This is a genomic window from Cupriavidus oxalaticus, from assembly GCF_004768545.1.
Classification (GTDB): Bacteria; Pseudomonadota; Gammaproteobacteria; order Burkholderiales; family Burkholderiaceae; genus Cupriavidus; species Cupriavidus oxalaticus_A.
Genome location: NZ_CP038639.1, coordinates 133,307 through 159,905 on the forward strand (window position 1 = coordinate 133,307; position 26,599 = coordinate 159,905).

The window sequence follows — 26,599 nt, forward strand, 5'->3', positions numbered from 1 at the left end:
CCACGTGCCGGCGCAAGGCCTCACGCAATTCCTCCGGTAAGGTTGCCCTGCGATGCCTAGAAGTCTTGTATGGTTGGACGCAGAACGATCTCGTTGATATCTACGTTTGCTGGTTGCTCAATCGCGTACGCGATGGCGCGCGCGACCGCCTCGGACGGGATCGCTATCTCATAGAGGTTCTTCAAGAATTGAGTGCTGGCTTCGTGGCTGCTGCCGAGCTTCAGTTCCGAGTCGACCGCGCCGGGCTCGATAGTGGTCGTGCGGATTGCGCCACCGACCTCGTGGCGCAGTCCTTCAGAGATGGCTCGCACCGCAAACTTAGTGCCGCTGTACACCGTGCCGCCGGGGCTGAAAACCTTGATGCCTGCAACCGAAGCGATGTTGATGAAATGGCCGCTGCCTTGCCTCTGGAATACCGGCAATGCGGCGGCGATGCCGTAGAGCACGCCCTTGACATTGATGTCGATCATACTGTCCCACTCTTCAACCTTCGCTTCACTCAGCGGAGCTATGGCCATCAAACCAGCGTTATTGACAAGCACGTCGATCTTGCCGAATACCCGCACGGCGGTATCGATCAGTGCACGTACTTCGCTCTGCTGCGTCACGTCAGTTGGCACTACTTCCACCTTTCCGCCTGCCGCGCGGATTTCCTCGGCGATATTCGCCAGCCGGTCAGCACGGCGTGCAGCCAGCACCACGGACGCACCGCGTGCGGCCAAGTAACGTGCTGTTGTCTCACCAAGTCCGCTGCTGGCGCCCGTGATAACGACCACTTTGCCTTCGATATTGACGCTCATTTCATCTCCCTTTGTCAGTAACGCTCCCTGGATGAAGGTCAGTATCGGCGCCCCACGGATTACGTAAAATGGAAATGTTAAGATTTCTGAATTCCGGAAATTGGAATTGTCCAGGCCATGCTTAACCGTCTCGAAATGCTGCGTATCTTTATCGCCGCAACTGAAGCCGGAAGTTTTAAGCGTGCGGCGGTACGACTGGGTATCTCCCCTCAGGCTGTAACGAGAGCCATCCAAGAACTGGAAAGCATCCAAGGCGAACTGCTCTTTCACCGCAACACGCGCCAAGTACGGATCACTGCGTTTGGCGAGCAGTTAGCAGAGCGGGCGCGCGACAGTTTGTTGCTTTTCGATGCGCTGTTTTCGGCCCACCGAGGCACCGAAGAGGCGGAATTCGCGGGCGTAGTCCGCGTCACAGCTCCCGTGGCGTTGGGCCGTATTAGAGTGCTGCCGGCCTTAACTGAACTTGCCTTGCTGCATAGGGGTTTGCGTATCGAGCTGCACCTGAGCGACGTGCCGGCAGACCTGGTGGACGAGCGAATAGATATCGGGGTGCGTTTTGGCGCTGTGCGCGATAGCCGGATTGTGGCTCGCAAGGTAGCAACGCACCGCTTCCATATTGTGGGCGCGCCGGCCCTCATCCAGCGGCTCGGCGCACCAAGCCAAATCCGCGATCTGGAGGCGCTGCCCACGACGGTCATGCAGGACGTCACCACTGGGCGGCCATGGCCATGGTGGTTTGCTGACGGCCAACAGTACACGCCGGCGGCACCCGTCTTTACCAGCAATGACTCTGAGGCCGAGCGCGATGCGGTGCTTGGAGGCCTAGCTTTCGGCCAACTCGCCGCATCACTAGCGGACGAGCATATTGCCAGTGGCAAATTAGTACCAGTACTGAAACAGTTCGAACCGGATCCTTGGGATATCTTCGTATATCGGCCGCGACCGGGAGCGGTACCGCTACGTGTACGCCTAGTTTTCGATTCCCTTGTAAAGACACTGTCCCACGCTTAGCGATCGCTATCCAGTCGAAATTCTAGTCGGCGCGGGGAGTATCCTTGATGTGACGCGCTACCGCGGCGCCCGTGCCTTGCCCCTGCCGAGCAGTTCTGCAAGACGCGTCATGGAGTTGCCGGTAAGTGGAAATGCGGGCAGCGAGAAAGCGCTGTCACGCGGCGCGCTTCACTCGATCCTGAAAGAGGTATTGGGCATGGCCGCGATACTGGCCGGCGCCTCGGCGCACTGGCTGCGCCACACCACCGGCTCACACATGGCCCACCAGGTAGACTGCACCATGTGCGCCACAACTTCGGGCACGGCTCTCTGTCAACGACGAACGGCTACTTTCACAGCGAGGCAACGGACCGGTTGAAGCACACGAAATAGCGTGAGAGCGGACAATTCATCTTTGGACACCAGCAAGACCACGCCTAACGCGTGCGCTGTGAACAGTGAGATCTTGCCATGGAGCGGGAGCGGCAATGCCGACCGAGACGGCGCGGGAACGCTTACACGCGGCCCGCTGCCGGTCGGTACTGACCGTGCTTTCCGGGGGCTTGCGGGCGTCGGAACTGAAGGCCACCACCATGGGCGCGTTCTTCTGCCGCCGCAATGCCCAGGACATTGAGCGCTGGTGGCTGGAGATGACCAGCAAGGGCAGCAAGACCCGGACTGGTGCCGGCGACTACGAATTGAGTGCTGAACTAGCGCGCTACCGCCGCACCCCGAACTAGCGCGCTACCGCCGCGCCCACAAGCCCGAAGCACCGCGGCAAGGCCATTATGTGCAATCCGGCTTTGCTCTTGGCCGGGGACTGGCTGCGGTGGTCGCAACGCTGCTGCTGGCCTGGTTGCCGCAGGACATGGCATGGCGGGCCGCGTTCTGGATCGGCATCATCCCGGCCTCAATCGTGCTCTTTATCCGTCGCCATATCAATGACGCTCCCATGTTCGAGCGTGCTCGGCAGAGCAGCGCGCCGCGCGCGTCGCTGGCTTCGGTGTTCAATCGCAGATACGCGCGTTCGCTTATCCTGTTGAGCGTGCTGGCGATCGGGCTTCAGGCCGGCTGCTACGCCATCTTGGTCTGGCTGCCGTCCCTGCTGAGCCAGCGTGATGTCATCGCCGCCACCTCGCGGATCGTCACCGTCTTCATCATGGCCTTCGGCTCGTTCTGCGGCTTCGCCGTGGCGGCGGACCTGTGCGATCGTATCAAGCGCCGCCCCACGCGGCATGCTGCTGCCCGAGGCCCGAGGTATTGCCATCGAGAAAATCGGCACTGAGAACGACATCGACACGGTCACGCTCGCCAACCCGGCGCGCGCACCTTCCTGAAGGGCATCGCACGATTACCAGGCCCACAAGGCCATTGACCATGGTTAATCCAGCGAAAAGGGAATGCACATGATTCGCATGCTGTACCTGCTGGTCAAGCCGGAAGGCATGACCGACGAAACCTTCCGCGCTGATTGCCTGCGCCACTACGAGATGTCGCACGATGTGCCTGGTCTGCATCGGTATGAGGGCCGCCTCGTCGCCGGGCAGCCGACCGACACCCATGTGCCTTTTTTCGGCATCGGGCATGTGGACGCCATCGGCGAATGCTGGTTCGAGAACGAAGCTGACTACGACCGCCACATGGCTTCCGACGTCCGCAAGGCGTGGTTCGAACACGGCAAGACCTTTATCGGCCGGCTCAAGCCATTTCGCACCGCATCTGTCGCCGGCGAGAGGAGCGCTGACTAAGCACCGCCTTAACCGATTTAGCGCATACTCTGAAGCCGGACCGGAGGCGGTCCGGTCCCGGTCCCACTTACTTGGAACAGACAAGGAGACATCATGCTTTACTGCGTTCAGATGGACGTGAAGATTCCAGACTCAGTCCCCGCAGACCGTGCCGATGCCCTCAAGGCGGCGGAAAAGGCGCGCGCGATCGAAATCCAGCAAGCCGGAAAGTGGCCACACCTGTGGCGCGTGGCAGGGCGCTACGCCAATATCAGCATCTTCGATGTAGAAAGCCATGACGAGTTGCATGAACTGCTGTCATCACTGCCCCTATTCCCCTACATGACCATTCAGGTCACGCCGCTGGCACGACATCCGTCAGCGATCTGAGCAGCGTCACCCCTGAATCGAAATGCCTCGTCTGCGGCGCTGGATCGTTCGATCCGGCAAGGCGATACCTGCTGCCTTTGACAGGTATGGCGCTGTCACGCTGACGGCGCCTTCTGATCCGACATGGCGGACGATGCATACCAAGGCTCCACGTTGCGGGCGGAATGCCAGGCATGGCCCGTCGACCATTTCGCCAGACGCAGTCTGCGAAATGCACAACGCCAAGTCGCTCTGGTGCAGCTCGGAAAATCGTGAACTGTAGATGGAATGGTCGCCTCCCGCCTCGGCGAATCGCCGACCGTGCCGGAGCAGTTCGTAAGGCTGAGCTCCCATGTGTGTCACAGTGGTGATTCTGTCGTCGCAGCCTGCCAAGGAGGATCCAAATGGAACCGACCACAGTAGCCATCGACCTGGCCAAGCACGTTTTCCAAATCCATTTCGTTGAGCCCGACACTGGCACGATTCACAGCAAAGCCGTGAACTGTAGTAATCGCGGTACCAATTCGTAGAAATGTTCCTCCGCGCGCTTAATCACGCGGAAAGTATCATCTTTACTACTGCAGTTCGGAGAAATCGTGTCCCCTGCTCGACTACTCTCACTCTGCGGCAAGGCCACCTCGTATTCGGTCCTCGGCTGTGATTGCAGCTCTATTTAGGCATGTTTCGCGCGAACGCTCCTTTTGATCAACCAGAGCGAAACCGCATAGTCAGAGCGAAAAGTAGTAAAGATGATACGAAGTGACGGACCAGCGATCGTTCCAAGATTACTACTTGCCGCCGGGGAGTACAAACATTACTACTCGAAAAATCGTCGCAATGTTGATACGGACGTCCACAAAATAATTTATAACTTATTGATTTACATAACTTCGCTCTCAGCCCCCGACGTAACATCTTTATTACTCTTCACGATATGGCCCCCGAAGTACGGTCTCCCCGCAGGTCGGTACATCAGTTCGACGCCGTACTCCCGACACCCCGCTCGCAATGCCCTGCTCTTGAATTCCGCCGCATTATCGAGATGAAGTAGCTGTGGAATGCCGTGCATAGGCCAATCAACGCTAACATCGAGGCTGGCGAGCCAGCCATCCTTTGGCAAGACAACGCGAGTCAATAGCAACGCAACAGTTGCCGCGTTGGGGCGGTCCATCCCGACGTATACGCCAACGACGCATCTTGTCGAAACATCGAGGGCGATGCTTAGCCATGGCCGGCCAATGGGGCGTCGGCTCGCATCATCCACCAGCATCAAATCGGCCAGCGTGTGATCAATCTGCACAATGTCCATCGGACAGCGCGCCACAAGATGGCCTGGGGGAATCTCAGAACCCGGCAGCGTTGCGAGCCGAAGTGCCTCTTCTTCCCGATGTGCGCGCCAGCGTCGCGAAATGGTAGATCTGCTTGGCGGACTAATACTTGCCGCTGCGCATCGCTTCCGGATTTCGACGACCAGCTCGAAGAGCGGATGAGCAAGATAAGGCTGTCGCGGCAGCCAATCGGAAAGTACCTCCCTCACAATTTCCTCGACAGTCGCCGCTAGACGCGTATCTCCCACTTTGGGACCTCGTTCATACGGTATCAACGCGCTCGCCACCGGATCCGCGAGGAAGCGCCGGCGCAAGTGGTAAACCGTCGCCCAATGGATTCCCAGCAATTTGCCAGCATTCTCGGCTTGCCTACGCGAGAGAGGAGCCCTCCCAAGCGGACGCAAGACCCTCGCAATCGCCAGCTCGCGCTTCGTTGCAATCCTCATCGCGTGTCCAAGACAGTGGTCTCAGTCACATTAGGCGATTTACTGAACGGGTGACCCAGGCTGGCGGAATTAGTGGACCCAACGCCCCAAAACGCGTTGCCTACCAGCAACAGTGGTAGACGTCACAACGGACGAAAGATCCATTACGGATCAATCAGTTGGATCGAGGTGAATGCTAGCGGATATAGCGGCTACCGCTGGGGGTATTGGCGATCTGCAACAGCAGCGGCATAGCAGGACTTCATTGATGAAAGGCGTTGGCATTGATAAGAGAACGTTGGCGACGGTGTCCACGCGAACCTAATGGCAGAACGACCGTCATCCGTGTCATCTTGGTTCTCACACCCGTTCGCTCGCCAACAGGCGAATAGCCCGAGGTTCTTGTCAGAACGGTTTCCCTGTTGTTTTGACCGCCTTTTGATGATTGGCCTTGCGCAGTAATGGTACTTGTCGGTTAGCCAAGCTGGACGACAGCATTGACCTCAACTGGGCATCGGAAGGGCAGGCTCGATACGCCCACTGCGGTGCGACTGTGCCTACCCTTATCGCCCAGGACTTCAACGAGGATCTCCGAGGCACCGTTAATGACTTCCGCGTGCGCCGCGAATTCAGTGGCGGCATGCACGTAGCCAGTCACGGAGCAGACGCGGATCACGCTCCGGCCGTCCGTCAGTTGCGAGCGAATTTGGGACAAGATGGCCATGCCGCTCAGCCGCGCTGCTTCTTTCGCCAGTTCGATACTCACTTCCGTGCCGACTTGACCGAGGGCGAACGGCTTGCCGTCCTTAAAGGCGACCTGTCCAGAAATGTGCAAGAAGCCACCTACCAGAACGGTGGGTACGTAGTTGGCAATCGCTGCCTTCGGCGGTTGCAGTTCAATGCCGAGTTCTGCGAGACGGGCATCGAGTTCAGCGCGGTTCATAAAATCTCCTTAAGGGTGAAATAGGTGCCGAAGCTTGATGCCGACGGCACGTGTGAAACCGGAAAATTCAGGATACGAGGTCATATTGGATCGAGAGCTGCCCCTTTTTCTCTTTGAGCTTCAGGATCTTGATAGGGCCAACTTGTCCAGCGGACCTGACGTGAGTCCCGCCGCAGTTACGCATCGGCAGGTCGCCAAAGCACACAGACCTCATGCCATCCAGCTCGGCCAGATGGCGAGGTACATCATTTGCAATGAGCCGATTTACTGTCTGCTCAACGCCATCGGCGGTCAGCGGCTGTGGGTTGCCGCGTGGCTCGAAAACCACCCGTCCTTCACCAGGCCAGTGGTGACCTTTGCTTGCGTACCAGCCCATCTGCTCCACTACGCCGGAAATCAAGTGACCGGCAGAGTGGAGTCGAGCGTGCAGCATGCGGGTTTCTGGCGATACTTCAATCAGCGCTTCGCCGACAGCGACTTCCTGGTCGGCGATGTGAATGACCTTGTCACCTTCCAGAATCACGCGCTCGACGTTCACGCCGGCAATACTCCCCTTGTCTGAGAGCTGACCTCCGCCGTGCGGGTGGAACAGGGTCTCGGCCAGCGTCACCCGGAACTTTCCGGCATCATCGGGCGAGCAATCGATCACCTGGGTGCGCATCGTCAGTTCGTCGCTGTTGAAGTAGGTGCGTTGTGTCATTTCGTATCCTTCAGTGCTATTTCTCATCGCGGTGCAGCTTCTCCAGAGTCCTTGACTCGCTCGTGGCCTCTTGCCATCAGGCGACTCCTGCGGCGCGACAATCGCGGAAAGACAACTTGCTTCCCGCATGACGCAAACTTAAAGGGCGTGCGCCCGTTCAGCTTGTAAAAAATTGAGTGTTTGTGCTTGGGGGGCGCGTGGGCGGGGACGCTCGGCGCGAAGGAGATGCCCTGCATCCGGCTACCTAGGATGAGTGCGTGACGTTGATGCTGCGAGGGGAAGCTAAGTCTCAGTGCTTGGGGGCGCAGCGCCCTAGCTAGGTGGCCTGCTGCGATCTGGAATGTCAGTACCTCGAGGGAGATACACCAAAGGCTTGCCGGAACGCCCGATTGAAGTGGCTCTGGTCGTAGAAGCCAACTTCCTGCGCCACCTGGGTCAGACACCGGTCGGTGTGACTCAGCAAGGAGCACGCGCGCTCCAGCCTGAGCCGTACGAGCCAGGCGTGGGGAGTCATGCCGACTGTCTGCTTGAAAAGCTTGAGAAAATGGAAGCGCTCAAGGTTGCAAATGGCCGCAAGCTCTTCGAGGGTGATTTTTTCGGCCAGATGGGCATCGCAATAGTCCCTCACTCGCTGCCATTGCACCTGTGTGAGTGTCCCTTTGACAAACTGCGGCTTGACCATCCGCGTCTGGACGAACAGGCGGTCAAGTAAGGTCAGCCATTCGGACTGAACTTTCATCGGCTCGGACCCTGGCGGAGCCGCCCGCAGTGCATCGTGCAATCGGCACAGATGACCGGCCAGCGAAGAATCCTGAATGACCGCCCCACCCAGCGCAGGGAAACGATCCTGCCCCGAGATTTCCTCTCCGAGTCCGTTCAGCAACTGGGGGGAGAGGCGAAACGTCTTGAGTGTGTAAGACTCGTCCCCGGCACTAATGCCGTCATGCACCTCGCCGAGTGGCATCAACTGGATGCTGCCCGGCGTAAGTAGCAGCGTTTCGCCGTGGAATCCCTGGCGCTGGACACCCTCGGTCACCAGCGCGACATGGTAGTCCAGATGGTAGTGACGTTCGAAGCGGAAATCGGAAAAGCGCGCCTCACTAAGCACGAGACCCGGAATCTCGTTGCTGCGTTTGTACTCGACGCGATCCTTCATCAGGGCCTCCTGGGGGGCTTTCCTTCGACATCGGAGCGAACTGTTGCCCCAAGCCGAAACTTGCTAAAAAGTTTTCGGCCTGCGGGTGTTGCAGTTCTCCTCGTTTCAGCGGAGGGGGAGCACATCGATGGCAGCCTTTCACGGAGATTGGCAGGTTCGTTGCCACTGGCCGTTGATTGTCTAGACCCGCTGTCCGATCCACTGCTTCAAAACGCCTGCCCCGACTGCCTCGATGACGCCGGCGCCGTGAGGAATAACGCGCGGAAACTCCATCGCGGGGCTTGGACGCCCGATCGCGATTTGACGTCTGATGGATTTACGCCCGAGGGTGCGATGCGAACCAGGACTTCGCTCATTTGAGGTGCCGGATCAGGCTCTTAGCCCACCATGAGAACGTCTCGAGCCGGCCTTTTGACGAATAGTAGGCGGCTTTCATATCTTTCAACCTCCAAGCTGGTTCAGTGAAGAGCGCTGGCAAACCGATGTGCCCCCGCCGAGGTTCTTCGCGCAACATTACCACTGTGATCGTTTGGGCCTAAGCGCACTTGTAAAAAATTGCCAATAGTTATCAACTGCTGATAGGCCAGACGCTGCCCGGGGCCTCGATTTATAGTTGAAGTTTCGCTGCGGGCGCAGCCGGCACGGCCGCAGGGCTCCTTTCGATTCCCAAGTTGATCCTTATCCATGTCCGAACCCCTATTCGAACGCGTGCTCCTCACCAACGACGACGGAATCGACGCACCCGGCTTGGCGGTGCTGGAAGGCGTAGCGTTTACATTAGCGCGTGAAGTGTGGGTGGTAGCGCCCGAGCATGACCAGAGCGGCACTTCACACTCGATAAGCCTGCACGCACCGCTGCGCTACAGCCGCCAGGGTGAGCGTCGTTTCGGTGTGTCAGGCACGCCAGGCGACTGCGTGGTCATGGCCGCGCGCCACCTGATGGCCGATAACCCGCCCACGCTGGTGCTATCCGGCGTTAATCGAGGCGCTAACCTCGGTCTGGAAACGGTGTTCTCCGGCACCGTGGGCGCCGCCATGACCGCCATCCTGCTGGGGATTCCGGCCATCGCCCTAAGTCAGGCCTTTTCCGACCGCGAAGCCGTGCGATGGGACACCGCGAGTGCGCTGGCGCCCGACGTGATCCGCCGCCTGGTCGCTTCCGGCTTGGGCACGCAAGCGTGCCTGAATGTCAATTTCCCCGACGTGCCGGCGCAAGACGCGGGACCGCTGACCGTGACGCGGCAGGGTGTCGGGCTAGTCAATGGCATCGCAGTCAGGGCGCATGTTGATCCGCGAGGCATTCCCTATCATTGGCTGCAATTTTCGCGGGGGCCGCGGCCGGATGCGGAGGATACTGAGGCGATGGTGCTTGGCAGAGGGTGCATCTCGGTGACGCCGCTGCGCTTCGAGCGCACGGATGAGGAGGAGGTGGCGGCGCTGGCGGGGCGGCTGGTCTGAGAGGCTGAAGCGGCCCGCAAAGGTTCGCGGGGACCGGCGCCGTTGGCGCACGATCGCGGGGCTGGCGGCAGGAACTACTGGCGACCCAGCGCCGCAACAGATTCGCTTTCAATCGATGGAGCAGGGCCACTGCCGCAATCGAGACACACGGTTGCATGCAGTTCTGGACCGCTTTGGCCTTGAAATCTGCGCCGACGTCGACGTCAGCAGGCGCGATCTTCGTAAGCGCCCAGCGAACACACCTTGATCCGGGAAGATGTTAAGGGCAAGGATCGTGTCCATCTAAATTTGGCATGGACAAATGTACACGATGGAAGGGGCCGAGGTAGTCCAGGATGTAGTGCAGCCGGCGCGACGCCGGCGACATAGCAAAGAGTTCAAGGCGCAAGTGGTGCGTGCGGCGATGCAGCCGAACGTGTCGATTGCGGCGGTGGCGCTGCACTACCGTCTGAATGCGAACATGGTACGGAGTTGGGTCGCTACGCAAGAGGAGTTGGATGCGGCAGACGAGGCCCGGAAGTTGATGGGTGCGCCGCCAGTGGAATTTTTGCCGTTGCAACTGGAGACGCCGAGCGTTGCACCCGGTCCCACGGAGATCCAGATCGAAGTGCGCCGAGGAGCGGCGACGGTTACCATCCGCTGGCCGCTATCGGCCGCGAGCGATTGTGCGCTGTGGCTGCAAGGGTGGCTTCGGTGATCCGGATCGACGCAATTTGGCTGGCAACGGAACCACTGGATATGCGCGCAGGCACCGATACGATCTTGGCTCGCGTAGTGAAAGTGTTCGGGGCAGCGCGTCCTCACCATGCCTACCTGTTCGCCAACAAGAACTCGACGCGTATGAAGGTCTTGGTGTACGACGGTTTCGGAATCTGGTTGGCTGCGCGTCGCTTGAACAAAGGGCGCTTCGTATGGACGAATGGTCAGACGGCGATCGCTGTTGCGCTGAATCCCGAGCAACTACGGGCGCTTGTGACGGGCCTGCCGTGGCAGACATTGACGCACGATCACGCAATCTGCGTGGTGTAAGGCCTTTCGCCGGGACGTAAACAGTTTCGATTCCATGGTGGGTTCGGTTCTGGCAAACTGGCCATATGAACTCGCCAACAGACCTCAACGACCTCAGCCCGGAACAGCTTCGGACACTGGCTGCTGAGTTGATCGCACAGGTCGGTGAGAAAGATCGTGAGTTGCGTTACCGCCAGACGCGTATCGACCAGCTCACGCACGAGATCTCGATACTCAAGCGCTTGAAATTCGGTAAGCGCAGCGAGCAGCTCAATGCCGAGCAGGCGAGCCTGCTCGATGAGACCATTGACGCGGATCTGGCCGCGATCGAAACCGAGCTCGAACAGCTCCAATCAGATACACCTGAGCAAAAGCAACGTCAGCAGCCGAAACGAACGCCGTTGCCGCCGCAACTGCCGCGCACCGACATCTATCATGAGCCGGATGATGTGACGTGCCAATGCGGCTGTCAGCGAGTTCGTATCGGCGAGGACGTCAGCGAGAAGCTGGACTATACGCGGTGTGTTTACGGTCGAACGGCATATCCGCGGCAAGTGGGCCTGCAAGATGTGCGAGACGCTTATCCAGGCGCCGGTGCTGCCGCACGTCGTCGACAAGGGCATTCCTACTGCCGGCCTGCTGGCCCATACGCTGATCTCCAAATACGGAGACCACCTGCCACTGTACCGGCAGGAGCGTATCTTTGCGCGCGCCGGTCTGGCGATCCCGCGATCGACGCTCGGAGCCTGGGTAGGCGTGTGTGGCGTGCGGCTGCAGCCGCTGGTCGACGCGCTGCATCAGGAAATATTGCAGCAGGGCTTGTTGCATGCCGATGAGACGCCGGTGCAGATGCTCAGTCCCGGCAAGGGAAAAACGCATCGTGCATACCTGTGGGCGTATACCGCCACGCAATTCGCAGACTTGCGGGCCGTGGTCTATGACTTCGCCGACAGGCGCCGGCGAGCGTGCCAGATCCTTCCTGGGTGACTGGCAGGGCAAGCTTGTGTGCGATGACTACGGCGGGTATAAGGCCGGATTCCAGCAAGGCATCATCGAAATCGGATGCGCAGCGCATTATCCCGAGCGAGATTTTATCTGGAGAGAATCAACTTGCCGCCAGCGTGCCTGCGTTAATCGGAGGTTAGAACTCCGTATAAAATTTGACCGCAGTCACAAGGACTGCAGGAACGCGAGCAGGTCGGCGTTGGGCTTCCATGGTTTTGCGTTCGTTGGCTTAATGCCGGCTTTCTTCCAGAACGCCGGCATGGCGTCTCGCTTCATTTGCAGATTGATTGTGACGTAACGACCTGTCGTTGCGACGCTGGTGTGGCCAAGGTAGTCGCGAATCACCGTTATGTCAGTGCCAGACTGCAACAACGCGACCGCACAGCTATGCCGACTATATCGTTCACGATATAGTCGGCACACGGCAGCCATGGAATTATTGCAAGCTGGCGTGGATCCATTCAACATTGCCCTGTGGATGGGCCACGAATCGCTCCAGACAACCCAGATGTACCTGGATGCCAGTCTGGAGCTGAAGGAAAAGATTCTCGCTAATGTCGGACCACATGATGGCAAGCCCGTACGATACCGGCCTGACAGTAAGCTCGCGACGTTTCTCAAGGGCCTTTAGTCATTAAAACTATGCCGCTCCAGCGACCTTGGGAATGACCTCCTGCTGCCTCCTTACAAGCATCATCGTGATCCTATCCCAGCTTGATCGGCATTGCCGTGAACGCGGCATAGTTGCCGAACTTCGATTCCCGGATGGAGAGTATACCGCTGACGAGGTCAACGTCGGACCGGTCGAACCGAAGCGCTTCGCCTGGCCTGAGGCCCGTCGCTACAAGAAGCCCGATGAGCGTCGAATAGGTCAGTGCTCGCATGCCGGTTCGGGATCGCAGTTGAGCGGCGCGGGTCATAAGCAGATCAATTTCCTGCTCCGTGTAAATATGCGGGGCATTGCGCCGTCTGCGGGCACTCAGGAGTCCTGCTGGAGGAATCTGGTTTCGACCGTCAATGACGTTCATCCATCTGGCTAATCCTCTCACTTGAGAGAGGCGCCGCCCCCAGGTGGCGCGTTCGACGAGTGCGGGCGTCATCGCCCAGCGCAGAGCCAGATCGGTAGTAATGAACTCTGCGTCTTCATGTTCCAGAAGATCAACGAAATGACCGAGTGCCAATGCAGGTTCATAGAATGATGCCCCGAGAGCGCGGCGGACCGCCACGTACCGAGCGAGGGAGTCACGGATCGAAGTCATATTGCACCTCCCGCCGTGGGCCACGAGCGCGCGACCCCGCGCAGGTCCTCAAACGCGACCTTTGCATAGATCGCGGTACTGTCCGGTGAGCGGTGCCGCAAGACCTCGGCTATTTCTGCGATCGAGGCCCCGTGGCGAATCATCGTCGTCGCCAGACCGTGACGGAACAGATGTGCGGAAACACGGCACGCGGGGCGGAAACCTGCACGTGCGAAGGCCTGACAAACAATCTTGCCAATCGCCGCCGGTCCCGCCAGACCAATCCGAGGTGCCAATCTACGAAGGAATACGTGCCGCGATGCACTTGCTCCGCGACCATCGCGGAGATATGTAGCGATTGCTGCTCCGACCTCCGATGGCAGGGGGACGTGCTCCACCATCTGCCCCTTGCCATGAACGACGAGTTCCCCAGAGCGCCAGTGAATGTCGTCGAGCTGCATGGCAACTATCTCTCCGGCACGTAGACCGAGCCGCGCCAACAACAGCAGGATTGCGTAGTCACGGCGCCCAGTCGGAGTCGACCGGTCTGCGGACGCAATGAGAGCTTCTTGCTGCTCAGGCGTGAGGAACGTCGGTACAGTTGACTGTCGCCACTTACGAACTGACGGCACTGACTCATACAGGTCTCGGGGCGTATCGCCGCGCAGAAAGAGGAAATGGCAGAACCAGCGAAGCGCAACTGGCATCAGCCGCGTGTACTCCGCCGATCGACCTTCGCTGTAGGCAAGGAAATGATCTCGGATCGTTACGGCGCAAAATGCATCTGCCAATATCGTTCCGTCGTTGGCCGAGTGGCTGTCGAGAAAGTCGCGAATGAAGGGGCCGTAGACGAGCAGCGAGTTCTTCGCGAGTCCACGATCCTGCCTCAGATGGTCCAGGTATCGGCGATAAATGCGCGCAATCTCGGACTGGCCGCCCAATGTCGGCGAACACACAATGGCTTCCGCGCGCAGATAGGCAAGAAACTGCCGTAAGGTGGGACGCGCACGCTGGACGCGGTCTCTTGAAGCGTCGATCATGCGATTCATAAAACGAGCTGTGACAGACTCATCGAGATCGATCAGGTCAATGTTCCTGTTCTTCATCCACCCGGAGAACGCGCACAGGACTCTTCGTTTCTTGCGAAGCGATACCTCGGAATAGTGTGCCGTCCGTAGACGATCAAGAAATGCATCGATGTGATGGGCCGGCAGCCCGCCGGATTCGCTGACTGTGCGTGTTGCATTCATCTGATCTCTCCTGGCCAGCTCATTAGCCAGCCTGAGACATCATATGTTTATGCCGACACAGCGATCATGAAAGGCCATACCCACCGTCACGCGCGTGCACGACGCGGCATAATCGGGGAGCCGGCATAACTGGGTCGAGAATCAGATCCGCCCCTGGGCCGTTGGCAGGGCCAACTGGTTGTTCGCCGGCTCCTTGCGTGCCGGACAGCGTGCTGCGGCAATCATGAGTTTGATTCGGTCAGCGCAGCTCAATGGTCACGATCCGTACGCCTATCTGAAAGACGTGCTCACACGGCTACCAACCCACCGCGCCAGCAACATCGCCGAATTGCTACCACATCGCTGGAAGCCGGCAACCAGCGCCACCTAGCCGCTGCGATCATCAACGTCAAGACGGGTTCGCTGGCCGCTTATCGATCTTCTCGAAAGTATTGACGTGTCCACCAAGAATTTAAATGGACACGATGCTCCTTGCTCTCTTGCGTTCCGTCAAAACAGGTTCAGCGGGCGCCTACTGTTTGCTGAACGACAGCTCCGATCATGTCAGCGGTGACCGCCGACAGCGTCCATCCCAGGTGACCGTGGCCCGTGTTGTAGTACACGCAGGGCGCGCGGCCCCGCCCAACGCGCGGCAGCATGGTCGGCATCATCGGCCGCAAACCGGCCCACGGCACCACACTACGGGTGCTGACGTCGGGGAAGCACTCGTTGACCCATTCCACCAGCGGGCGGATGCGATCGGCGCGGATGTCACGATTGTAGCCATTGAACTCCGCGGTGCCCGCCACGCGGAAGCGGTCGGTGCCGAGGCGGCTGGTAACCAGCTTGGTCTCGTCGTCGAGCAGACTGACGACCGGTGCGGCAGCCTGGCTGCGCGCGTCGTTTAAGTTGACGGTAATCGAATAGCCCTTGACCGGATAGATGTTGACGCGGTCGCCCAAGCTCGCCGCCAGCGCACGGCTGGAGGTGCCGGCGCAAACCACCACGCCATCGAACACCAGCGACTCCGACCGCTGGCCGTCGTAGATCGCGATGGTGACGTGGCGGCCGTCGGTACTCACGGAGCGGATGTCCTGGTTGTACAGGCAACGCACGCCGAGGCGGGCGATCGCCGCCGCCATCCCGTTTGTGAACTTGTGGATGTCACCGGTGGAATCGCTTTCGGTGAAATAGCCGCCGTAGTAGTTACCCGCCAGCGTTGGCTCGATGACGCGCATCTCCTCCGGCGTGACGGCGTGGCGCTCCAATCCACCTTCGGCGAGCAGTTTCGACACGCGGCCTGCATGGTCGAAGCCGGCCTTGTCGCGATAGATGTGGAGAATGCCTTCCTTTTTCAAGTCGAAGTCGATGCCCTCGGCCGCTGCCCAGGAGAACAGGTGATCGCGCGCGGCAATCGCCAAGCGCGTCGTTTCCACTGTGTTCTTGCGATATTGGGGGATGGCGGCAATGAACTCGGCGAACCAGGAGAGTTTGTGCCAGCTAGGGCGCGGGTTGACTAGCAGCGGCGCATCACTCTTTAGCATCCACTTGATGCCCTTCAGGATGGTGGACCAGTGGGTCCAGACTTCGGCGTTGGAGGCGGAGAGCTGGCCGCCATTGGCGAACGAGGTTTCCATGGCGGCGTAGCGGTGTCTTTCGAGCAGGGTGACCGAGAAACCGCGCTTGGCGAGTGCGTAGGCAGTGGTCACGCCGGTGATGCCACCGCCGATTACGGCAAATTTCTTCATCTCTAAGGTTCCAAAACGTCAAGTGGGAGCCTTTTGCGCGAAATGCGCGAAAGACGCCCCCTCTGTCCTTGACCTGAGAGATTCACGACGTACCACTTCGATGTGGCGCGGATCGCTTGCTCCTTCGGTACCGTCGGCTGACGAGTGCCGAGGTTCTTCAGAGTTCAAACGTGATACCGGTCCTTTTGCCTGAGAGTTTCCGGGGCGGTTGCTCCTTCGGCGCTGCCTGGCTGCTTGGCCAGGCAATCTCTCCCGATACCAACTATGGGCCGCGTCCGCATGGTGCCTACCAAGCGACGCGACGCCGTAATTTAGCACCACTGATCTATTTTCGCGAGTTATCCTTAACAAAATCAATAATCGCGTCGACGCCTTGCTGAAGATCTTCGATCGCCGTGGCGAAGGATATTCGGATGCTACGCTCCGACGACGGGCCAAAGGTTGACCCGGGTGCTGCCGCCACGCCCTTCTCGGCAAGCAACCGCTCTACAAAAACATCTGACGTCATCTCCGTTGCTGAAATGTCCAGCATTGCGAACATGCCACCGGTAGGTGCCGCCAGCAAAATTCCGGCATCTTGCAACCGATCCTGCACCCTCATCATGCGGTCATGATAGATGCGGCGCATATCATCAACCGAGTCCTGTGGACCGTTCACAGCCTCCAGTGCGGCATACTGAGATGGCGAGGCTGCGCACGATGTGGTGGGCTCAACGAAGGCCGCGGCAGCATTGATAATTTCAGCGTCCGCAATCAGCCAGCCAATACGCCATCCCGTCATGGCGTAGCTCTTAGAGGTGCCAGACACAAGGAGCACACGATGAATGGGCGCGATCTCTAGCATGCTGACATGGCGTCCTTCGTACACCATATCCTCGTACACCTCGTCAGAAAGGATGTACAGGCCGTGTCGTTCCGCAAATTCGGCCATGCTCGTCATCGTCTTCCTCGACCAGGAAACCCCAGTTGGGTTGCCCGGTGTGTTGACAAAGATCACACGAGTTCGCGGTGTCACAAGTCTCTCAAGCGCTTCAAAGTCGGGCTCGTACTTCTCGTGAGCGAGAAGCGGGTATCGGATCGACTTCCCTTCGGCCAGACTTACGCCGCTGTGATAATTGGGCCACGCAGGGTCAGGGACGAGAACCTCATCGCCAGACTCAAGGATCGATGACAACGCCAGGTAAATCGCATTCACCGCCCCTGAGGTGATTAAGACTTCGTTCGACGATACTTTCCTCCCCGTTCTCGAACTTACACGCTCCGCTACCGCGACTCGCAATTCAGGAATGCCGGCGCAAGCCGTATAGCCGGTCTTGCCTTCCTTCACCGCCTTTGCTGCTGCATCTTGGATGTGGGCTGGCGTGGGGAAGTCAGGTTGGCCGACTTCGAGGTGGATTACCTTCTCGCCGCGCGCTTCCGCCGCCGCGGAAAGCTGCATTACGCGGCGAATCCCCGAGCGCGTAAGGGTTTCAATGCGACTCGCTGTCATCACGCGAACTCCAGTGCTTGACCGATGTCTTTCAGCAGGTCATCCGTATCTTCGATGCCAGCGGAGAAACGGATAAGACCGGGATCAACGCCCTGTTTTCCAACCAGATCCGGAGAAAGACGTCCGAGCCACAGCGCTGCCGGCTGAATCACAAGGGAGTCGATCCCACCCAGGCTCGCAGCGTAAAACGGAATCTTTAGGGCCTTGATGAACCGCTGTCCCGCTTCGAAGCCGCCTTTCAGATCAAACGTCAGAAGACCGCCATACCCATTCATCTGCTCACGGGCCAGTGCGTGTTGCTCGTGCGATTCGAGCCCCGGATAATAAACACGGCTCACTTTCTCGTGTCCCTCAAGGAATTGTGCGATCGCAAGCCCGTTTTTGTTGCTCTGGTCGACGCGCATTTTCATCGTACGCAGTCCGCGTAGGACGAGCCATGCATTGAACGGGGTAATGACACCACCGAGGGTCATGCCCATGTCCCAAACACAGTCCATGTGCCTCTTCGAGCCGACTGCGACGCCACCGAGCAGGTCATGATGACCGCCCATGTACTTGGTGGCGCTATGTACAACAATGTCGACTCCGAAGTCGCCCGGGCGCTGATTGAACGGCGTAGCAAATGTGTTATCACAGACGGTCGTAATTCCATGCTTACGGGCAATGTCACTGACGCCACGAAGGTCCGTCACTTTCATGGTCGGATTGACCGGGGTTTCCAGCATGAAAACCTTGGTGCTCGGTTGTATCGCTCGTGCGAACGCCTCCGTGTCGTCCTGATCAACTAGCGTTACATGGATACCATACCGCCCGAAGGTTTCGTTCATCAGGGTCGTAGTGCCGATGTAATGACTCTTCTGAGCCACGACGTGGTCACCCTTGCTCAGTAGTGAAAGCAACGTCGTGGTAATTGCGGCCATCCCCGAAGCGAACATAATACCTGCTTCCTTACCCTCCATGTCCGCAACAATGAGCGCGGCGCGGGATGCAGTTGGGTTGCCGTGGCGGGCATAGAAAAGATCGTTCAGAGGCTCGGTCGCCTTCACAGCAAAGTCGGCCCCATCTTCAGAAAAGTAAGTCACCGACTGCATGATGGCTGGCGCGACGCCAGAGCCCGGTTCAAGTGCGCGATCAATGTGCAACGCCCGGGTCGCCGGAGCGAAGCCTTCGTAGGTGTGGTGGTTGCTATCTGTAAACTGTTTTGCCATCTTGTTCTCCAAGCTGCCGGTAGCAGCACACTCGACGTAAAGCCACAAAAGGGGTGGGGATGTCGGCCGGGGTATTAGGGACTGCAGGTAACGCTTCAACCCGATGGCTACGGATAGTCCCGGCAACATGAGTGGAGCGATAGTAAGCGCTGAAGCTGCACCCTATTGATAAAAACTTGCGCTTCTTTCCTGAGACGAATACGTGTGTGTCGATGGCCAACAGTACATTGTCAGGCTGATGCCGGCGGCCGCACGGGTCAGATTTGCTGCAATCAAAACCAAGGGCGACTCGTGCCGAAGCAACTTGCTGCTTAGAGGGCCTAACAAAATGACTTCCTGAGATGACGCCAGCAGATGATGCAACAAGCGATTTTCAGGAAGGCTTCGTGGATGGTGGGGAGGCGCTCGAAGCGCACGCGCAATCTCTTGAAGTTGTGCAGCCAAGCAATTGTTCGTTCTACAACCCAACGGGTTTTGCCAAGACCACTGCCATGCGGTTCACCGCGACGGGCGATCTCAGTGGCGATGCCGGCGGCGTGAAGCGGCTTGCGATACTTGTCGTGGTCGTACCCGCGATCACCCTGGACGATGCAGGGCTTGGACAATGGACGGCCGCGTTTGCCGCGGATAGGCGGAATCGCCTCGACCAGCGGCAGCAGTTGGGTGACGTCGTTGCGATTGGCGCCGGTCAGTATCAGCGCCAGCGGTATGCCTTGGGCCTCCGTCAGGAGGTGATGCTTTGAACCGGGTCGCGCGCGATCGGTGGGGTTGGGTCCTGTTTTTGACCCGACCCCACAGCACGAATGGAAGAGGACTCGACGATGACACGTGACCAATCGATGCGGTCGGCCGCACGCAGCTTGGCCAGCAGCACCTCGTGCAGGCGATCCCAAACAGCGGCCTTCTGCCAGGCGTGCAGTCGTCGCCAGCAACTCATCCCGGAGCCGCAGCCCATTTCCGTGGGCAGCATCTCCCAAGGAATGCCGGACTGCAGGACGAAAAGAATGCCGGTGAGCACGGCCCGATCGTCCAGCGGCTTGCGCCCGGGATAGCGGGGGCGCCGAGCTTTCGGTGGCGGCAGTAGTGGCTGGATGAGTGCCCACAGATCGTCGTCGAGTATTAGTTTGGCCATGTCCTTTGCGCTGACGAAACAACGCAAAGTTAACAAAGATCACTTGAAGTTAACAGCCCTGTAGATTCATTTTGTTAGGGCTTCTTAGTGAGGTCACTGCCTAGCGACGCTAGGGGGAACACCGAAAAAGCGCGAGAACTCTCGGCTCAAGTGACCTTGGTCGTAATATCCCACTTCAACTGCGACTTGACGCAATGGCCGCCCTTTAAGCAGGAGATGCTTCGCGAGTTCGACACGGCGCTGCACCAGATAGGCATGAGGAGCGACTCCTACTGCCTTCCGGAATGCGCGGATCAGATGGAAGGGACTCATGCCAGCAACTCGAGCAATTGACTCAAGTGAGGGATTCTCGGTGACATAGGCATCGATGTACTCGCGCGCTCTCTTCACTGCTCCGGGAATAGGTATTAGACGCTCGATGGGTCGCAGGGACTGTCCGTGTCGGGAGGCCAACTGATAGACTGCCTGTGTAAGTCTCGAGGCTCTTTCAAGTTGCGACGTATCACGAGATTCGGAGCAGATATGAGCCTCGTAGATGAGTCGCATGGTGTCATCGTCGTTGATGACCGTTTGCGGAAAGTAAAGTTGCTTACCTTGCGGCCGCCACTCGGAATCGATCAAGACTGACGCCATACTGGCTGTTGGAATATAGACCATCCGATAATCCCATCCGGCCTCTGTTGCAGGGCCGCCTTCGTGAACCGCACCTGGGTTCACAACGCAGATTGTTCCTTGAGGCATGATTAGTCGCTCCCCAGTTGCGTAGATGAACTCCTGCGCACCCTTCTCGATAAGACCAAAGGCGTATTCGTCATGAGCATGCGGTGGAAATTGATGCGTCCGGTACGCTGCACGCAGCATCTCCACGTTGGCAAATGAAGTCTCTCGCCATAACTTGGCCTGATTATTGCGTTGCCTTACAGATGATTTCATTCGGAGGCTCCTTGGCTAAATCGAGACAGCTTCCGCGGAACACCGGAGTTTGTTCGAAAATGCTGGGAAGGGAGTGCTGGTGCATCTTCACGTCGATAAACAGCTGACATGGCGCCCTACGCCGCGCGTTAGAGAGGCACCGTACAGATGCGCGGACGTTGTCGTTTGGCAGACGGTTTTTATCAATGGAAACGCGGTTCGTAGTGCGCGTGAACTACCGAATCACCTGCGTCGGGCTGGTTCTTTCGACAGCACATCTGCAGTGCTAGTCAAAGCCAGGCGGCAGACTCCGCCTTCTGCACAGCTGCCACAGGTCTAGTTACTGGTCGCTACGGTGGCGCTCCATGCAACGCAGCGCTGACGCTGCGATCCTAGCCTATCGATTCCCAGAGAAATTTCGTCACCTGGGACCAGATAAATCGGATCGGGCTTAATTCCCATCCCCACGCCCGGCGGGGTGCCCGTAGTGATAACATCACCAGGATACAGTGTCATGAAGTTGCTCACGTAGCTGACAAGTTCAGCGACACCGAAGATCATCGTAGCAGTATTGCCAGTCTGGCGCCGAACTCCATTCACGTCGAGCCACAAGTCAAGATTCTGTACGTCATCGATCTCGTCCGGGGTGACAATCCAGGGTCCAATCGGACCAAATGTGTCGCAACTCTTCCCCTTATCCCATGTGCCGCCCCGCTCAATCTGATATTGCCGTTCTGACACGTCATTTACTACTACGTAGCCGGCTACCCGGGACAATGCCTCGTCCTTGGTTACGTAAGACGCACGTGACCCAATAACGATTCCTAGTTCGACCTCCCAGTCTGTCTTCATACTCCCTCGCGGAATAATGAGATCGTCGTTAGGACCGACAACACAGCTATTGGCCTTCATGAAGATTATCGGCTCTTTAGGAATTGGCATACCCGCTTCCTCGGCGTGATCCCGATAATTTAGTCCAACAGCGATAAACTTTCCTGTTACGCGAAGTGGTGAACCAAGCCGTGGGTTACCTGATACACGAGGTAACGAGTTCGTACTAAGAGCGGAAATTTGACTAAGAACTTCAAGTTCTAGTGTTTCACTGCTAATGTCAGATACATAGCCACTCAAATCCCTAAGATCACCATTCACGTCAACAATTCCAGGGCGTTCGTGTCCAACATCTCCAAATCGGACCAGCTTCATAGAGAAGATCTCCAAATCGTCGTTATAAATCGCCAACCGATTAATCATGGAAGGCAAGCAGTTCTTTCTATCCGAGAGAATTTGATGTTCGATCGCGGACTTGCGAAGGGCGCACTGAATCGTTGTCAGTGATCTTCGATGTGTAAGAAGCCCGCTAACGAGTTCCGGCAGGCGACGTGGATATTGCTCCTATGCGTCGTATCTTTTTGTATGAAATTGCGTATTTTTTACGTTTGCGAGCGCCTCGGTAGCCGAACACGTCAATCAGAAAAGTGGCGAATGGAATACAAAGTGCGTGGTGGCTGGCGCACTGAGGTACGGCCTGATGCGGGATCGCGTTGGCGCCCAGCTATTGATCTTAATTTGATCGCGACGCAGCCGATTTTTCGACCAAGCCTGCGTGCGAGTACTGCACCCGAGCGGTGCGGAAGGTGACCGAGACAGGTCAATATCTGCTGTGAGCGCGCTGCTCTTTTGGCGGTGAGTGGTACGCTCGGCCTCCATTGGCGAAACGTGATCAGCGACCATCAGTCATGTTGCACATTGGCAGTTTGCGAGGGAGATGCCAACCCGCCAGACGGCGATGAAACCTGCATTACGCTTGGCCGCAGAGCCATCTTGCGTCTAAGAGTTCGCAGAACGGATCCTCCTCGGCGCTACTTGGCCTGGCAATCTCTCCCGACGCCGCCTATTGGCCGCGTCGGTGCGAGCCTGCCAAGTAATGCAACACCGCAGGCCGAACCGGTAGTGCCTATGTCGCATTTTTTACTCTCGTCAAAAATCTTGCCAGAAGTTCGCAATTTTATTCAAGGCGGTCTGAGGTGAAAGGCCCACGCTCTAGCAGGCTGCTGAAGTACTCCCTGCACAAGCGGTATGCTTTCCGCCTGCTGCAGGTTTTTTCGGCTCTTGGGCGCCTATTCCCGGCTTTCTTTGCCCGCTTATTGCAACTGCGGACGGATTTTCCCCAGGGAACGCATGCGTACGAGGTTGTAGGCTGCCATGCTCAGGACGAACATCTGGTCGACTCGCTTCAGTCCACGCACCATCACCTGGCGCATGCGCCCGATCGTCTTGGCCCACCCAAAGCCTTGTTCGATCAGCTTGCGCTTTTGCTGCGAGATGGCATAGCCCTCGCTGCGGGCAATGGCATCAGGAACTGCCGAGCGTCGACCCGAAGTGTTTTGCGCCACATGCGGCGTCACCTTCATCTCCAGGCAGGCTTCAATAAACTCCGTAAGCGTGTAGCCAGCGCCGTGTTGACGTCGGCAGCAGTTATGCTGGCGTAGCCAGTTGCTCAGCGACGACCCATGGCGTGAGTTCGTCGACACGGTTGATCGCGTGATCCGCGATGCGTGCCAGCACGAAGCGTAGGTAAGCCTCTGGATCGACGCCGTTGAGTTTGGCCGTGCCGATCAGGCTGTAAATTGCGGCGGCGCGTTCCCCACCCGAGTCCGCACCAGCGAACAGGTAATTTCGGCGGCCGATAGCCACCCCGCGCAATGCGCGCTCAACCGGCAGGTTGTCGATCTCCAGTCGTCCGTCGTCGCAATAGCGCGTGAGCGCCTCCCACCGGTTCAGGGCGTACAGGATCGCCCGACTCGTGTCAGATTTGCGCGAGAGCGTCTCCAAGGTGGCGCTCAGCCACGCGTGGAGTTGATCGAGTTGTGGACGCACTTGCGCCTGTCGATACGCGCGGCGTTCGTCGGGTGGTTTGCCCCGGATCTGCTCTTCGACCTTGTATAGTGCGCCGATGCGTTCCAGCGCCTCGGTGTTCAGGGCATTCGGGCGAGCCGCATGCAATTCGTAGAACTGCCGCCTGGCATGGGCCCAGCACGCTGCCTCGGCAACGCGTCCCGTTTCGTAAATCGCCTGGTAGCCGCCATAGGCATCGGCCTGCAACGTCCCGGTGAACGATTCGAGATGCTGCTGCGGGTGGATGCCCTTGCGGTCCGGAGTATAGGCAAACCAGACGGCCGGCGGAGTTGTGTCGCCGGACGACCTGTCGTCACGTACATACACCCACAGGCGTCCGGTTTTAGTCTTGCCGTTACCTGGTGCGAGCACCGGGACTGGCGTATCGTCGGCATGGAGCTTCGTCGCCGCCATGACGTGACGACGCAGTGCGTCGACGAGCGGTTGCAGCAGCGTTGCACTGTGACCAACCCACTTCGCTAGCAGCGAGCGCTCCAACTCGACACCTTCACGCGCATAGATCACAGACTGCCGGTAGAGCGGAAGGTGATCCGCGAACTTCGAGACCAGCACGTGAGCCAGCAGTCCCGGGCCAGCCATGCCTCGCTCAATGGGACGGCTCGGTGCAGCAGCTTGGGCAATGTGATCGCAGCACGAACATGCCAGCTTCGGTCGCACATGGCGGATGACCCGGAAGCTCGCCGGCACATATTCAAGCTGTTCGGAGACGTCCTCGCCAAGCTGCTTCATCGGCGCACCGCATGCCGTGCAGGTGTCACGTGATTCAGGCCAATGGGTCAGGATCTCGCGAGGCAGGTGTTCTGGCAACGGCTTACGTTGTACCTGTTCCGGTACCGTACGCGTCTCGATGGGTGCGGCACCTTCGTCGGCCTCGAGTTCTTCCAGGCGCAGTTCGAGCTGTTCGATCTGGCGGTCCAGCTTCTCCGAGCGACGACCGAACTGCATGCGGCGCAGCTTCGCAATCAGCAACTTGAGATGCTCGATCTCCGCCTTGTCCGTTGCCGTCGCTGCCTTCTGCGAATCGACCACGTCTTGCAGATGCCCGATGCGGGCATCGCGCTCCAGCAGCAGGGCCTTGAGCGCTTCGATGTCGTCCGGGTACGCGTTCGCCGTCGTCATGCCAGCAGTCTACGCGCCGGCAGGCAGGTTTACAACGCCGAGATCGGCTCCGCCGTGCGCACCGGCTGTCGCCAGTCGATGCCTTCCAGCAGCATTGAGAGCTGCGCCTGGCTCAGGCTGACGACGCCCCCATCCGCACGCGGCCAGACGAAGCGTCCGCGTTCAAGCCGTTTCATCAACAGACACATGCCATCACCGCTCCACCAAAGCACCTTGACAAGGTCACCTCGTCGGCCACGGAACACAAACACGTGGCCGCTGAACGGGTCCCGCTCTAGCACAGTCTGCACCTTCGCGGCCAGGCTGTTGAAGCCAGAGCGCATATCGGTCACGCCGGCAGCCAACCACACCCGCGTTCCAGCGGGAAGGCCCGGCATCATGAACTCACTCCCAGCAAGCTCGCCAGCACGAGCTGCAAGACATCAGGCTCGGGCTTGCCGTCGAGACACACGCGCACGCCACGACATTCGATGACAAGCCCGGACGATCCAATCGGCTCCGGCATCGGCGGCGATGCCATCTCTATGGGCAGGAATAGTTCGGCCGGCTCGGATGCGGACGCCGCCGCCCGCTCCTGATCCCGCCGCCACTTCGACACGAGATTCGCGTTAAGGCCATGCGCTCGTGCAACTTCTGACAGTGAGCGTGCCGGGTCCAAGGTTTCCGCCACGACCTGCATGCGGAATTCCTTCGCGTAATTCTTGGAGCCTCGCCGGCGACCCCGCGCCTTGATTTCCATTTCTTCTGGTTCCCACCAAATTCTGGTGGGAACCAGATTGCCGCCTACGGCTCGTCATGAACAGACGGTGCTGTGGCCACGCTTACTAAACTCCTGCGCGTCGTAGCCCTTGTCTGCACCCACTGTGATTTCGGTGTCCGGGTCGTCCGCCACCTGCCGGGCATCGTTGAGCATGACCTTGGCAGCCTCGCGCTCGGCGTGTCCATCAGCGGTGCTTACCAGGGCGCTGACCACCAGGCCGTGGCGGTTGTCACTCAACGTATGTCCCATGTAGCGCAGCTCACTGCCAGTCTTGCCTTTGCGATAGAGCTTCGCATCGGGATCGGTTCTGGAGAGATGGGTGTCGTTGCTGCGCTTGCTACCCCTGAAGTCGCCGCTATCGTCATCGCTGCCATCCTTGCGCACGAAGCTCTTGTGGCCCGCCCACGCCTGAATCAGCGTGCCGTCCACGCTGAAGTGCTCGCCCGACAGCCAGTTCTTCTTCTGCGCGATGGCCAGCACCTCGTTGAAGAACTCGATCACTGCATCATGCTTGATCAGCCGTTCGCGGTTCTTGGTGAAGACCGTGGGCACCCAAACTGGGTCGTCCATTGACAGCCCGATGAACCAGCGAAATAGCAGGTTGTATTGCGTCTGCTCCATGAGCTGGCGCTCGGAGAGAATGCTGTAGAGCACCTGCAGCAGCATGGCCCGCAGCAACTTCTCCGGCGCGATGCTGGGCCGACCACCTTTGATATCGGCCTCGTACATCTCCGCGAACAACCGGTCCATCTTTACCAGCGCCTGGTTGGCCATGGTGCGGATCGAGCGCAACGGGTGGGACTTTGGCACGAAATCGTCCAGCCTCCGCATCGTGAACAAGCTTTCCGTGAAGGTGTCTGCGCCGCGCATGATTGTGGGGTTGGATGGTGTCCTCAAATCAACGCTTCAGCCAGTTGTCGCGCTGACGTCTGCTGG

At 58.7% G+C, this 26,599-nt stretch carries 26 protein-coding genes, 5 pseudogenes and 1 riboswitch; of the genes and pseudogenes, 11 read left to right on the plus strand and 20 right to left on the minus strand.

Going from position 1 to position 26,599, the window contains the following annotated elements:
• Positions 1 to 56: 56 nt before the first annotated feature.
• On the minus strand, positions 57 to 800 hold the full coding sequence (locus tag E0W60_RS35115) for an SDR family oxidoreductase (RefSeq protein WP_135707433.1): 744 nt from the start codon (positions 798 to 800) through the stop codon (positions 57 to 59).
• 117 nt (positions 801 to 917) lie between these two features.
• Between E0W60_RS35115 and E0W60_RS35120 the strand changes: the two genes are divergently transcribed.
• The 5 genes from E0W60_RS35120 (at position 918) to catC (ending at position 3,907) form a co-directional block, all read left to right on the plus strand.
• Positions 918 to 1,811 carry a LysR family transcriptional regulator gene (locus E0W60_RS35120; protein ID WP_135707434.1) on the plus strand — a complete coding sequence of 298 codons (894 nt, stop codon included), beginning with the start codon at positions 918 to 920 and terminating at the stop codon, positions 1,809 to 1,811.
• A gap of 467 nt (positions 1,812 to 2,278) precedes the next feature.
• On the plus strand, positions 2,279 to 2,530 hold the full coding sequence (locus E0W60_RS35130) for a hypothetical protein (protein WP_346769585.1): 252 nt from the start codon (positions 2,279 to 2,281) through the stop codon (positions 2,528 to 2,530).
• Positions 2,531 to 2,580: 50 nt separating this feature from the next.
• Complete coding sequence (locus E0W60_RS35135; RefSeq protein WP_240746161.1) at positions 2,581 to 3,075, plus strand: MFS transporter; 495 nt, start codon at positions 2,581 to 2,583, stop codon at positions 3,073 to 3,075.
• A gap of 121 nt (positions 3,076 to 3,196) precedes the next feature.
• On the plus strand, positions 3,197 to 3,538 hold the full coding sequence (locus E0W60_RS35140; protein ID WP_135707435.1) for a 4-methylmuconolactone methylisomerase: 342 nt from the start codon (positions 3,197 to 3,199) through the stop codon (positions 3,536 to 3,538).
• Positions 3,539 to 3,631: 93 nt separating this feature from the next.
• Entirely contained in the window at positions 3,632 to 3,907 is a 276-nt protein-coding gene (gene catC / locus E0W60_RS35145) for a muconolactone Delta-isomerase (protein WP_135707436.1), read from the plus strand.
• 859 nt (positions 3,908 to 4,766) lie between these two features.
• Here catC and E0W60_RS37950 read toward each other — a convergent pair.
• The 5 genes and pseudogenes from E0W60_RS37950 to E0W60_RS38505 form a co-directional block, all read right to left on the minus strand.
• On the minus strand, positions 4,767 to 5,195 hold the full coding sequence (locus E0W60_RS37950; RefSeq protein ID WP_240746162.1) for an integrase catalytic domain-containing protein: 429 nt from the start codon (positions 5,193 to 5,195) through the stop codon (positions 4,767 to 4,769).
• Between the two features lie 919 nt (positions 5,196 to 6,114).
• A complete protein-coding gene (locus tag E0W60_RS35155) occupies positions 6,115 to 6,582 on the minus strand; it encodes a RidA family protein (RefSeq protein ID WP_135707437.1) in 468 nt (155 codons plus the stop codon).
• Positions 6,583 to 6,649: 67 nt separating this feature from the next.
• Complete coding sequence (locus E0W60_RS35160; RefSeq protein ID WP_135707438.1) at positions 6,650 to 7,282, minus strand: alanyl-tRNA editing protein; 633 nt, start codon at positions 7,280 to 7,282, stop codon at positions 6,650 to 6,652.
• Positions 7,283 to 7,625: 343 nt separating this feature from the next.
• The gene (locus tag E0W60_RS35165; protein ID WP_135707439.1) at positions 7,626 to 8,438 is read right to left on the minus strand and encodes an AraC family transcriptional regulator; all 813 of its coding nucleotides are present in this window, start codon (positions 8,436 to 8,438) and stop codon (positions 7,626 to 7,628) included.
• A 183-nt stretch (positions 8,439 to 8,621) separates the two neighbouring features.
• Positions 8,622 to 8,874, minus strand: a pseudogene (locus E0W60_RS38505) (alcohol dehydrogenase catalytic domain-containing protein); the annotation flags it as partial.
• 248 nt (positions 8,875 to 9,122) lie between these two features.
• Here E0W60_RS38505 and surE point away from each other — a divergent pair.
• The 4 genes and pseudogenes from surE to tnpC (E0W60_RS35190) form a co-directional block, all read left to right on the plus strand.
• Positions 9,123 to 9,896, plus strand: coding sequence for a 5'/3'-nucleotidase SurE (gene surE / locus E0W60_RS35170; protein WP_135707440.1), 774 nt, complete (start codon positions 9,123 to 9,125; stop codon positions 9,894 to 9,896).
• Between the two features lie 301 nt (positions 9,897 to 10,197).
• Entirely contained in the window at positions 10,198 to 10,593 is a 396-nt protein-coding gene (gene tnpA, locus E0W60_RS35180) for an IS66-like element accessory protein TnpA (RefSeq protein WP_135707441.1), read from the plus strand.
• On the plus strand, positions 10,590 to 10,925 hold the full coding sequence (gene tnpB, locus E0W60_RS35185) for an IS66 family insertion sequence element accessory protein TnpB (RefSeq protein WP_133303138.1): 336 nt from the start codon (positions 10,590 to 10,592) through the stop codon (positions 10,923 to 10,925). Before tnpA (E0W60_RS35180) ends, tnpB (E0W60_RS35185) begins: the two co-directional genes overlap by 4 nt.
• A gap of 65 nt (positions 10,926 to 10,990) precedes the next feature.
• A pseudogene (gene tnpC / locus E0W60_RS35190) lies at positions 10,991 to 11,997 on the plus strand (IS66 family transposase); the annotation flags it as partial.
• 77 nt (positions 11,998 to 12,074) lie between these two features.
• Here tnpC (E0W60_RS35190) and E0W60_RS35195 read toward each other — a convergent pair.
• Positions 12,075 to 12,377 carry a tyrosine-type recombinase/integrase gene (locus E0W60_RS35195; protein ID WP_221221545.1) on the minus strand — a complete coding sequence of 101 codons (303 nt, stop codon included), beginning with the start codon at positions 12,375 to 12,377 and terminating at the stop codon, positions 12,075 to 12,077.
• On the opposite strand from E0W60_RS35195, the gene E0W60_RS35200 reads away from it, so the two are divergent.
• The gene (locus E0W60_RS35200) at positions 12,340 to 12,540 is read left to right on the plus strand and encodes a hypothetical protein (protein ID WP_240746163.1); all 201 of its coding nucleotides are present in this window, start codon (positions 12,340 to 12,342) and stop codon (positions 12,538 to 12,540) included. The genes E0W60_RS35195 and E0W60_RS35200 overlap by 38 nt on opposite strands.
• Before the next feature lie 73 nt (positions 12,541 to 12,613).
• Here E0W60_RS35200 and E0W60_RS35205 read toward each other — a convergent pair whose 3' ends face one another.
• The gene (locus E0W60_RS35205) at positions 12,614 to 13,168 is read right to left on the minus strand and encodes a hypothetical protein (RefSeq protein ID WP_240746164.1); all 555 of its coding nucleotides are present in this window, start codon (positions 13,166 to 13,168) and stop codon (positions 12,614 to 12,616) included.
• Positions 13,165 to 14,397 carry a site-specific integrase gene (locus tag E0W60_RS35210; RefSeq protein ID WP_135707443.1) on the minus strand — a complete coding sequence of 411 codons (1,233 nt, stop codon included), beginning with the start codon at positions 14,395 to 14,397 and terminating at the stop codon, positions 13,165 to 13,167. The genes E0W60_RS35205 and E0W60_RS35210 overlap by 4 nt, the downstream gene beginning before the upstream one ends.
• Before the next feature lie 124 nt (positions 14,398 to 14,521).
• Between E0W60_RS35210 and E0W60_RS35215 the strand changes: the two are divergent.
• Positions 14,522 to 14,767: pseudogene (locus tag E0W60_RS35215) on the plus strand (transposase domain-containing protein); the annotation flags it as partial.
• A 130-nt stretch (positions 14,768 to 14,897) separates the two neighbouring features.
• Here E0W60_RS35215 and E0W60_RS35220 read toward each other — a convergent pair.
• The 11 genes and pseudogenes from E0W60_RS35220 to E0W60_RS35270 all read right to left on the minus strand — a co-directional run.
• Entirely contained in the window at positions 14,898 to 16,124 is a 1,227-nt protein-coding gene (locus E0W60_RS35220) for a D-amino acid dehydrogenase (RefSeq protein ID WP_135707444.1), read from the minus strand.
• A gap of 167 nt (positions 16,125 to 16,291) precedes the next feature.
• Positions 16,292 to 16,389, minus strand: a riboswitch (glycine riboswitch).
• Between the two features lie 60 nt (positions 16,390 to 16,449).
• A complete protein-coding gene (locus tag E0W60_RS35225) occupies positions 16,450 to 17,613 on the minus strand; it encodes a pyridoxal phosphate-dependent aminotransferase (protein WP_135707445.1) in 1,164 nt (387 codons plus the stop codon).
• Positions 17,613 to 18,821: a trans-sulfuration enzyme family protein gene (locus tag E0W60_RS35230; RefSeq protein WP_167884698.1), complete on the minus strand. Its 1,209-nt coding sequence runs from the start codon at positions 18,819 to 18,821 to the stop codon at positions 17,613 to 17,615. The genes E0W60_RS35225 and E0W60_RS35230 overlap by 1 nt, the downstream gene beginning before the upstream one ends.
• Positions 18,822 to 19,141: 320 nt before the next feature.
• A protein-coding gene (locus E0W60_RS35235; RefSeq protein WP_135707447.1) for an IS5 family transposase occupies positions 19,142 to 19,953 on the minus strand; the annotation gives its coding sequence in 2 pieces (ribosomal slippage) (positions 19,142 to 19,605 and positions 19,605 to 19,953; 813 coding nt in all).
• A 93-nt stretch (positions 19,954 to 20,046) separates the two neighbouring features.
• Positions 20,047 to 20,886, minus strand: a complete 840-nt coding sequence (locus E0W60_RS35240; RefSeq protein WP_135707448.1) for an AraC family transcriptional regulator — start codon at positions 20,884 to 20,886, stop codon at positions 20,047 to 20,049.
• Positions 20,887 to 21,201: 315 nt separating this feature from the next.
• On the minus strand, positions 21,202 to 22,071 hold the full coding sequence (locus tag E0W60_RS35245) for a fumarylacetoacetate hydrolase family protein (protein WP_135707742.1): 870 nt from the start codon (positions 22,069 to 22,071) through the stop codon (positions 21,202 to 21,204).
• Between the two features lie 938 nt (positions 22,072 to 23,009).
• A pseudogene (locus tag E0W60_RS35250) lies at positions 23,010 to 23,318 on the minus strand (transposase); the annotation flags it as partial.
• Positions 23,319 to 23,343: 25 nt separating this feature from the next.
• The gene (gene tnpC / locus E0W60_RS35255; protein ID WP_135707449.1) at positions 23,344 to 24,903 is read right to left on the minus strand and encodes an IS66 family transposase; all 1,560 of its coding nucleotides are present in this window, start codon (positions 24,901 to 24,903) and stop codon (positions 23,344 to 23,346) included.
• A gap of 29 nt (positions 24,904 to 24,932) precedes the next feature.
• A complete protein-coding gene (gene tnpB, locus E0W60_RS35260) occupies positions 24,933 to 25,280 on the minus strand; it encodes an IS66 family insertion sequence element accessory protein TnpB (RefSeq protein ID WP_012354502.1) in 348 nt (115 codons plus the stop codon).
• Complete coding sequence (gene tnpA, locus E0W60_RS35265) at positions 25,280 to 25,642, minus strand: IS66-like element accessory protein TnpA (protein ID WP_135707451.1); 363 nt, start codon at positions 25,640 to 25,642, stop codon at positions 25,280 to 25,282. The genes tnpB (E0W60_RS35260) and tnpA (E0W60_RS35265) overlap by 1 nt, the downstream gene beginning before the upstream one ends.
• An 87-nt stretch (positions 25,643 to 25,729) precedes the next feature.
• Positions 25,730 to 26,533 (minus strand): annotated as a pseudogene (locus tag E0W60_RS35270) (IS5 family transposase); the annotation flags it as partial.
• Positions 26,534 to 26,599 lie beyond the last annotated feature (66 nt).

Coding starts and splice junctions, on each gene's coding strand:
- E0W60_RS35115 (WP_135707433.1), bottom strand. CDS start 800: ATGAGCGTCAATATCGAAGGCAAAGTGGTCGTTATCACGGGCGCCAGC.
- E0W60_RS35120 (WP_135707434.1), top strand. CDS start 918: ATGCTTAACCGTCTCGAAATGCTGCGTATCTTTATCGCCGCAACTGAA.
- E0W60_RS35130 (WP_346769585.1), top strand. CDS start 2,279: ATGCCGACCGAGACGGCGCGGGAACGCTTACACGCGGCCCGCTGCCGG.
- E0W60_RS35140 (WP_135707435.1), top strand. CDS start 3,197: ATGATTCGCATGCTGTACCTGCTGGTCAAGCCGGAAGGCATGACCGAC.
- catC (WP_135707436.1), top strand. CDS start 3,632: ATGCTTTACTGCGTTCAGATGGACGTGAAGATTCCAGACTCAGTCCCC.
- E0W60_RS37950 (WP_240746162.1), bottom strand. CDS start 5,195: ATGGACATTGTGCAGATTGATCACACGCTGGCCGATTTGATGCTGGTG.
- E0W60_RS35155 (WP_135707437.1), bottom strand. CDS start 6,582: ATGAACCGCGCTGAACTCGATGCCCGTCTCGCAGAACTCGGCATTGAA.
- E0W60_RS35160 (WP_135707438.1), bottom strand. CDS start 7,282: ATGACACAACGCACCTACTTCAACAGCGACGAACTGACGATGCGCACC.
- E0W60_RS35165 (WP_135707439.1), bottom strand. CDS start 8,438: ATGAAGGATCGCGTCGAGTACAAACGCAGCAACGAGATTCCGGGTCTC.
- surE (WP_135707440.1), top strand. CDS start 9,123: ATGTCCGAACCCCTATTCGAACGCGTGCTCCTCACCAACGACGACGGA.
- tnpA (WP_135707441.1), top strand. CDS start 10,198: ATGTACACGATGGAAGGGGCCGAGGTAGTCCAGGATGTAGTGCAGCCG.
- E0W60_RS35200 (WP_240746163.1), top strand. CDS start 12,340: ATGGAATTATTGCAAGCTGGCGTGGATCCATTCAACATTGCCCTGTGG.
- E0W60_RS35195 (WP_221221545.1), bottom strand. CDS start 12,377: ATGTTGAATGGATCCACGCCAGCTTGCAATAATTCCATGGCTGCCGTG.
- E0W60_RS35205 (WP_240746164.1), bottom strand. CDS start 13,168: ATGACTTCGATCCGTGACTCCCTCGCTCGGTACGTGGCGGTCCGCCGC.
- E0W60_RS35210 (WP_135707443.1), bottom strand. CDS start 14,397: ATGAATGCAACACGCACAGTCAGCGAATCCGGCGGGCTGCCGGCCCAT.
- E0W60_RS35220 (WP_135707444.1), bottom strand. CDS start 16,124: ATGAAGAAATTTGCCGTAATCGGCGGTGGCATCACCGGCGTGACCACT.
- E0W60_RS35225 (WP_135707445.1), bottom strand. CDS start 17,613: ATGACAGCGAGTCGCATTGAAACCCTTACGCGCTCGGGGATTCGCCGC.
- E0W60_RS35230 (WP_167884698.1), bottom strand. CDS start 18,821: ATGGCAAAACAGTTTACAGATAGCAACCACCACACCTACGAAGGCTTC.
- E0W60_RS35240 (WP_135707448.1), bottom strand. CDS start 20,886: ATGAAATCATCTGTAAGGCAACGCAATAATCAGGCCAAGTTATGGCGA.
- E0W60_RS35245 (WP_135707742.1), bottom strand. CDS start 22,071: ATGAAGCTGGTCCGATTTGGAGATGTTGGACACGAACGCCCTGGAATT.
- tnpC (WP_135707449.1), bottom strand. CDS start 24,903: ATGACGACGGCGAACGCGTACCCGGACGACATCGAAGCGCTCAAGGCC.
- tnpB (WP_012354502.1), bottom strand. CDS start 25,280: ATGCCGGGCCTTCCCGCTGGAACGCGGGTGTGGTTGGCTGCCGGCGTG.
- tnpA (WP_135707451.1), bottom strand. CDS start 25,642: ATGGAAATCAAGGCGCGGGGTCGCCGGCGAGGCTCCAAGAATTACGCG.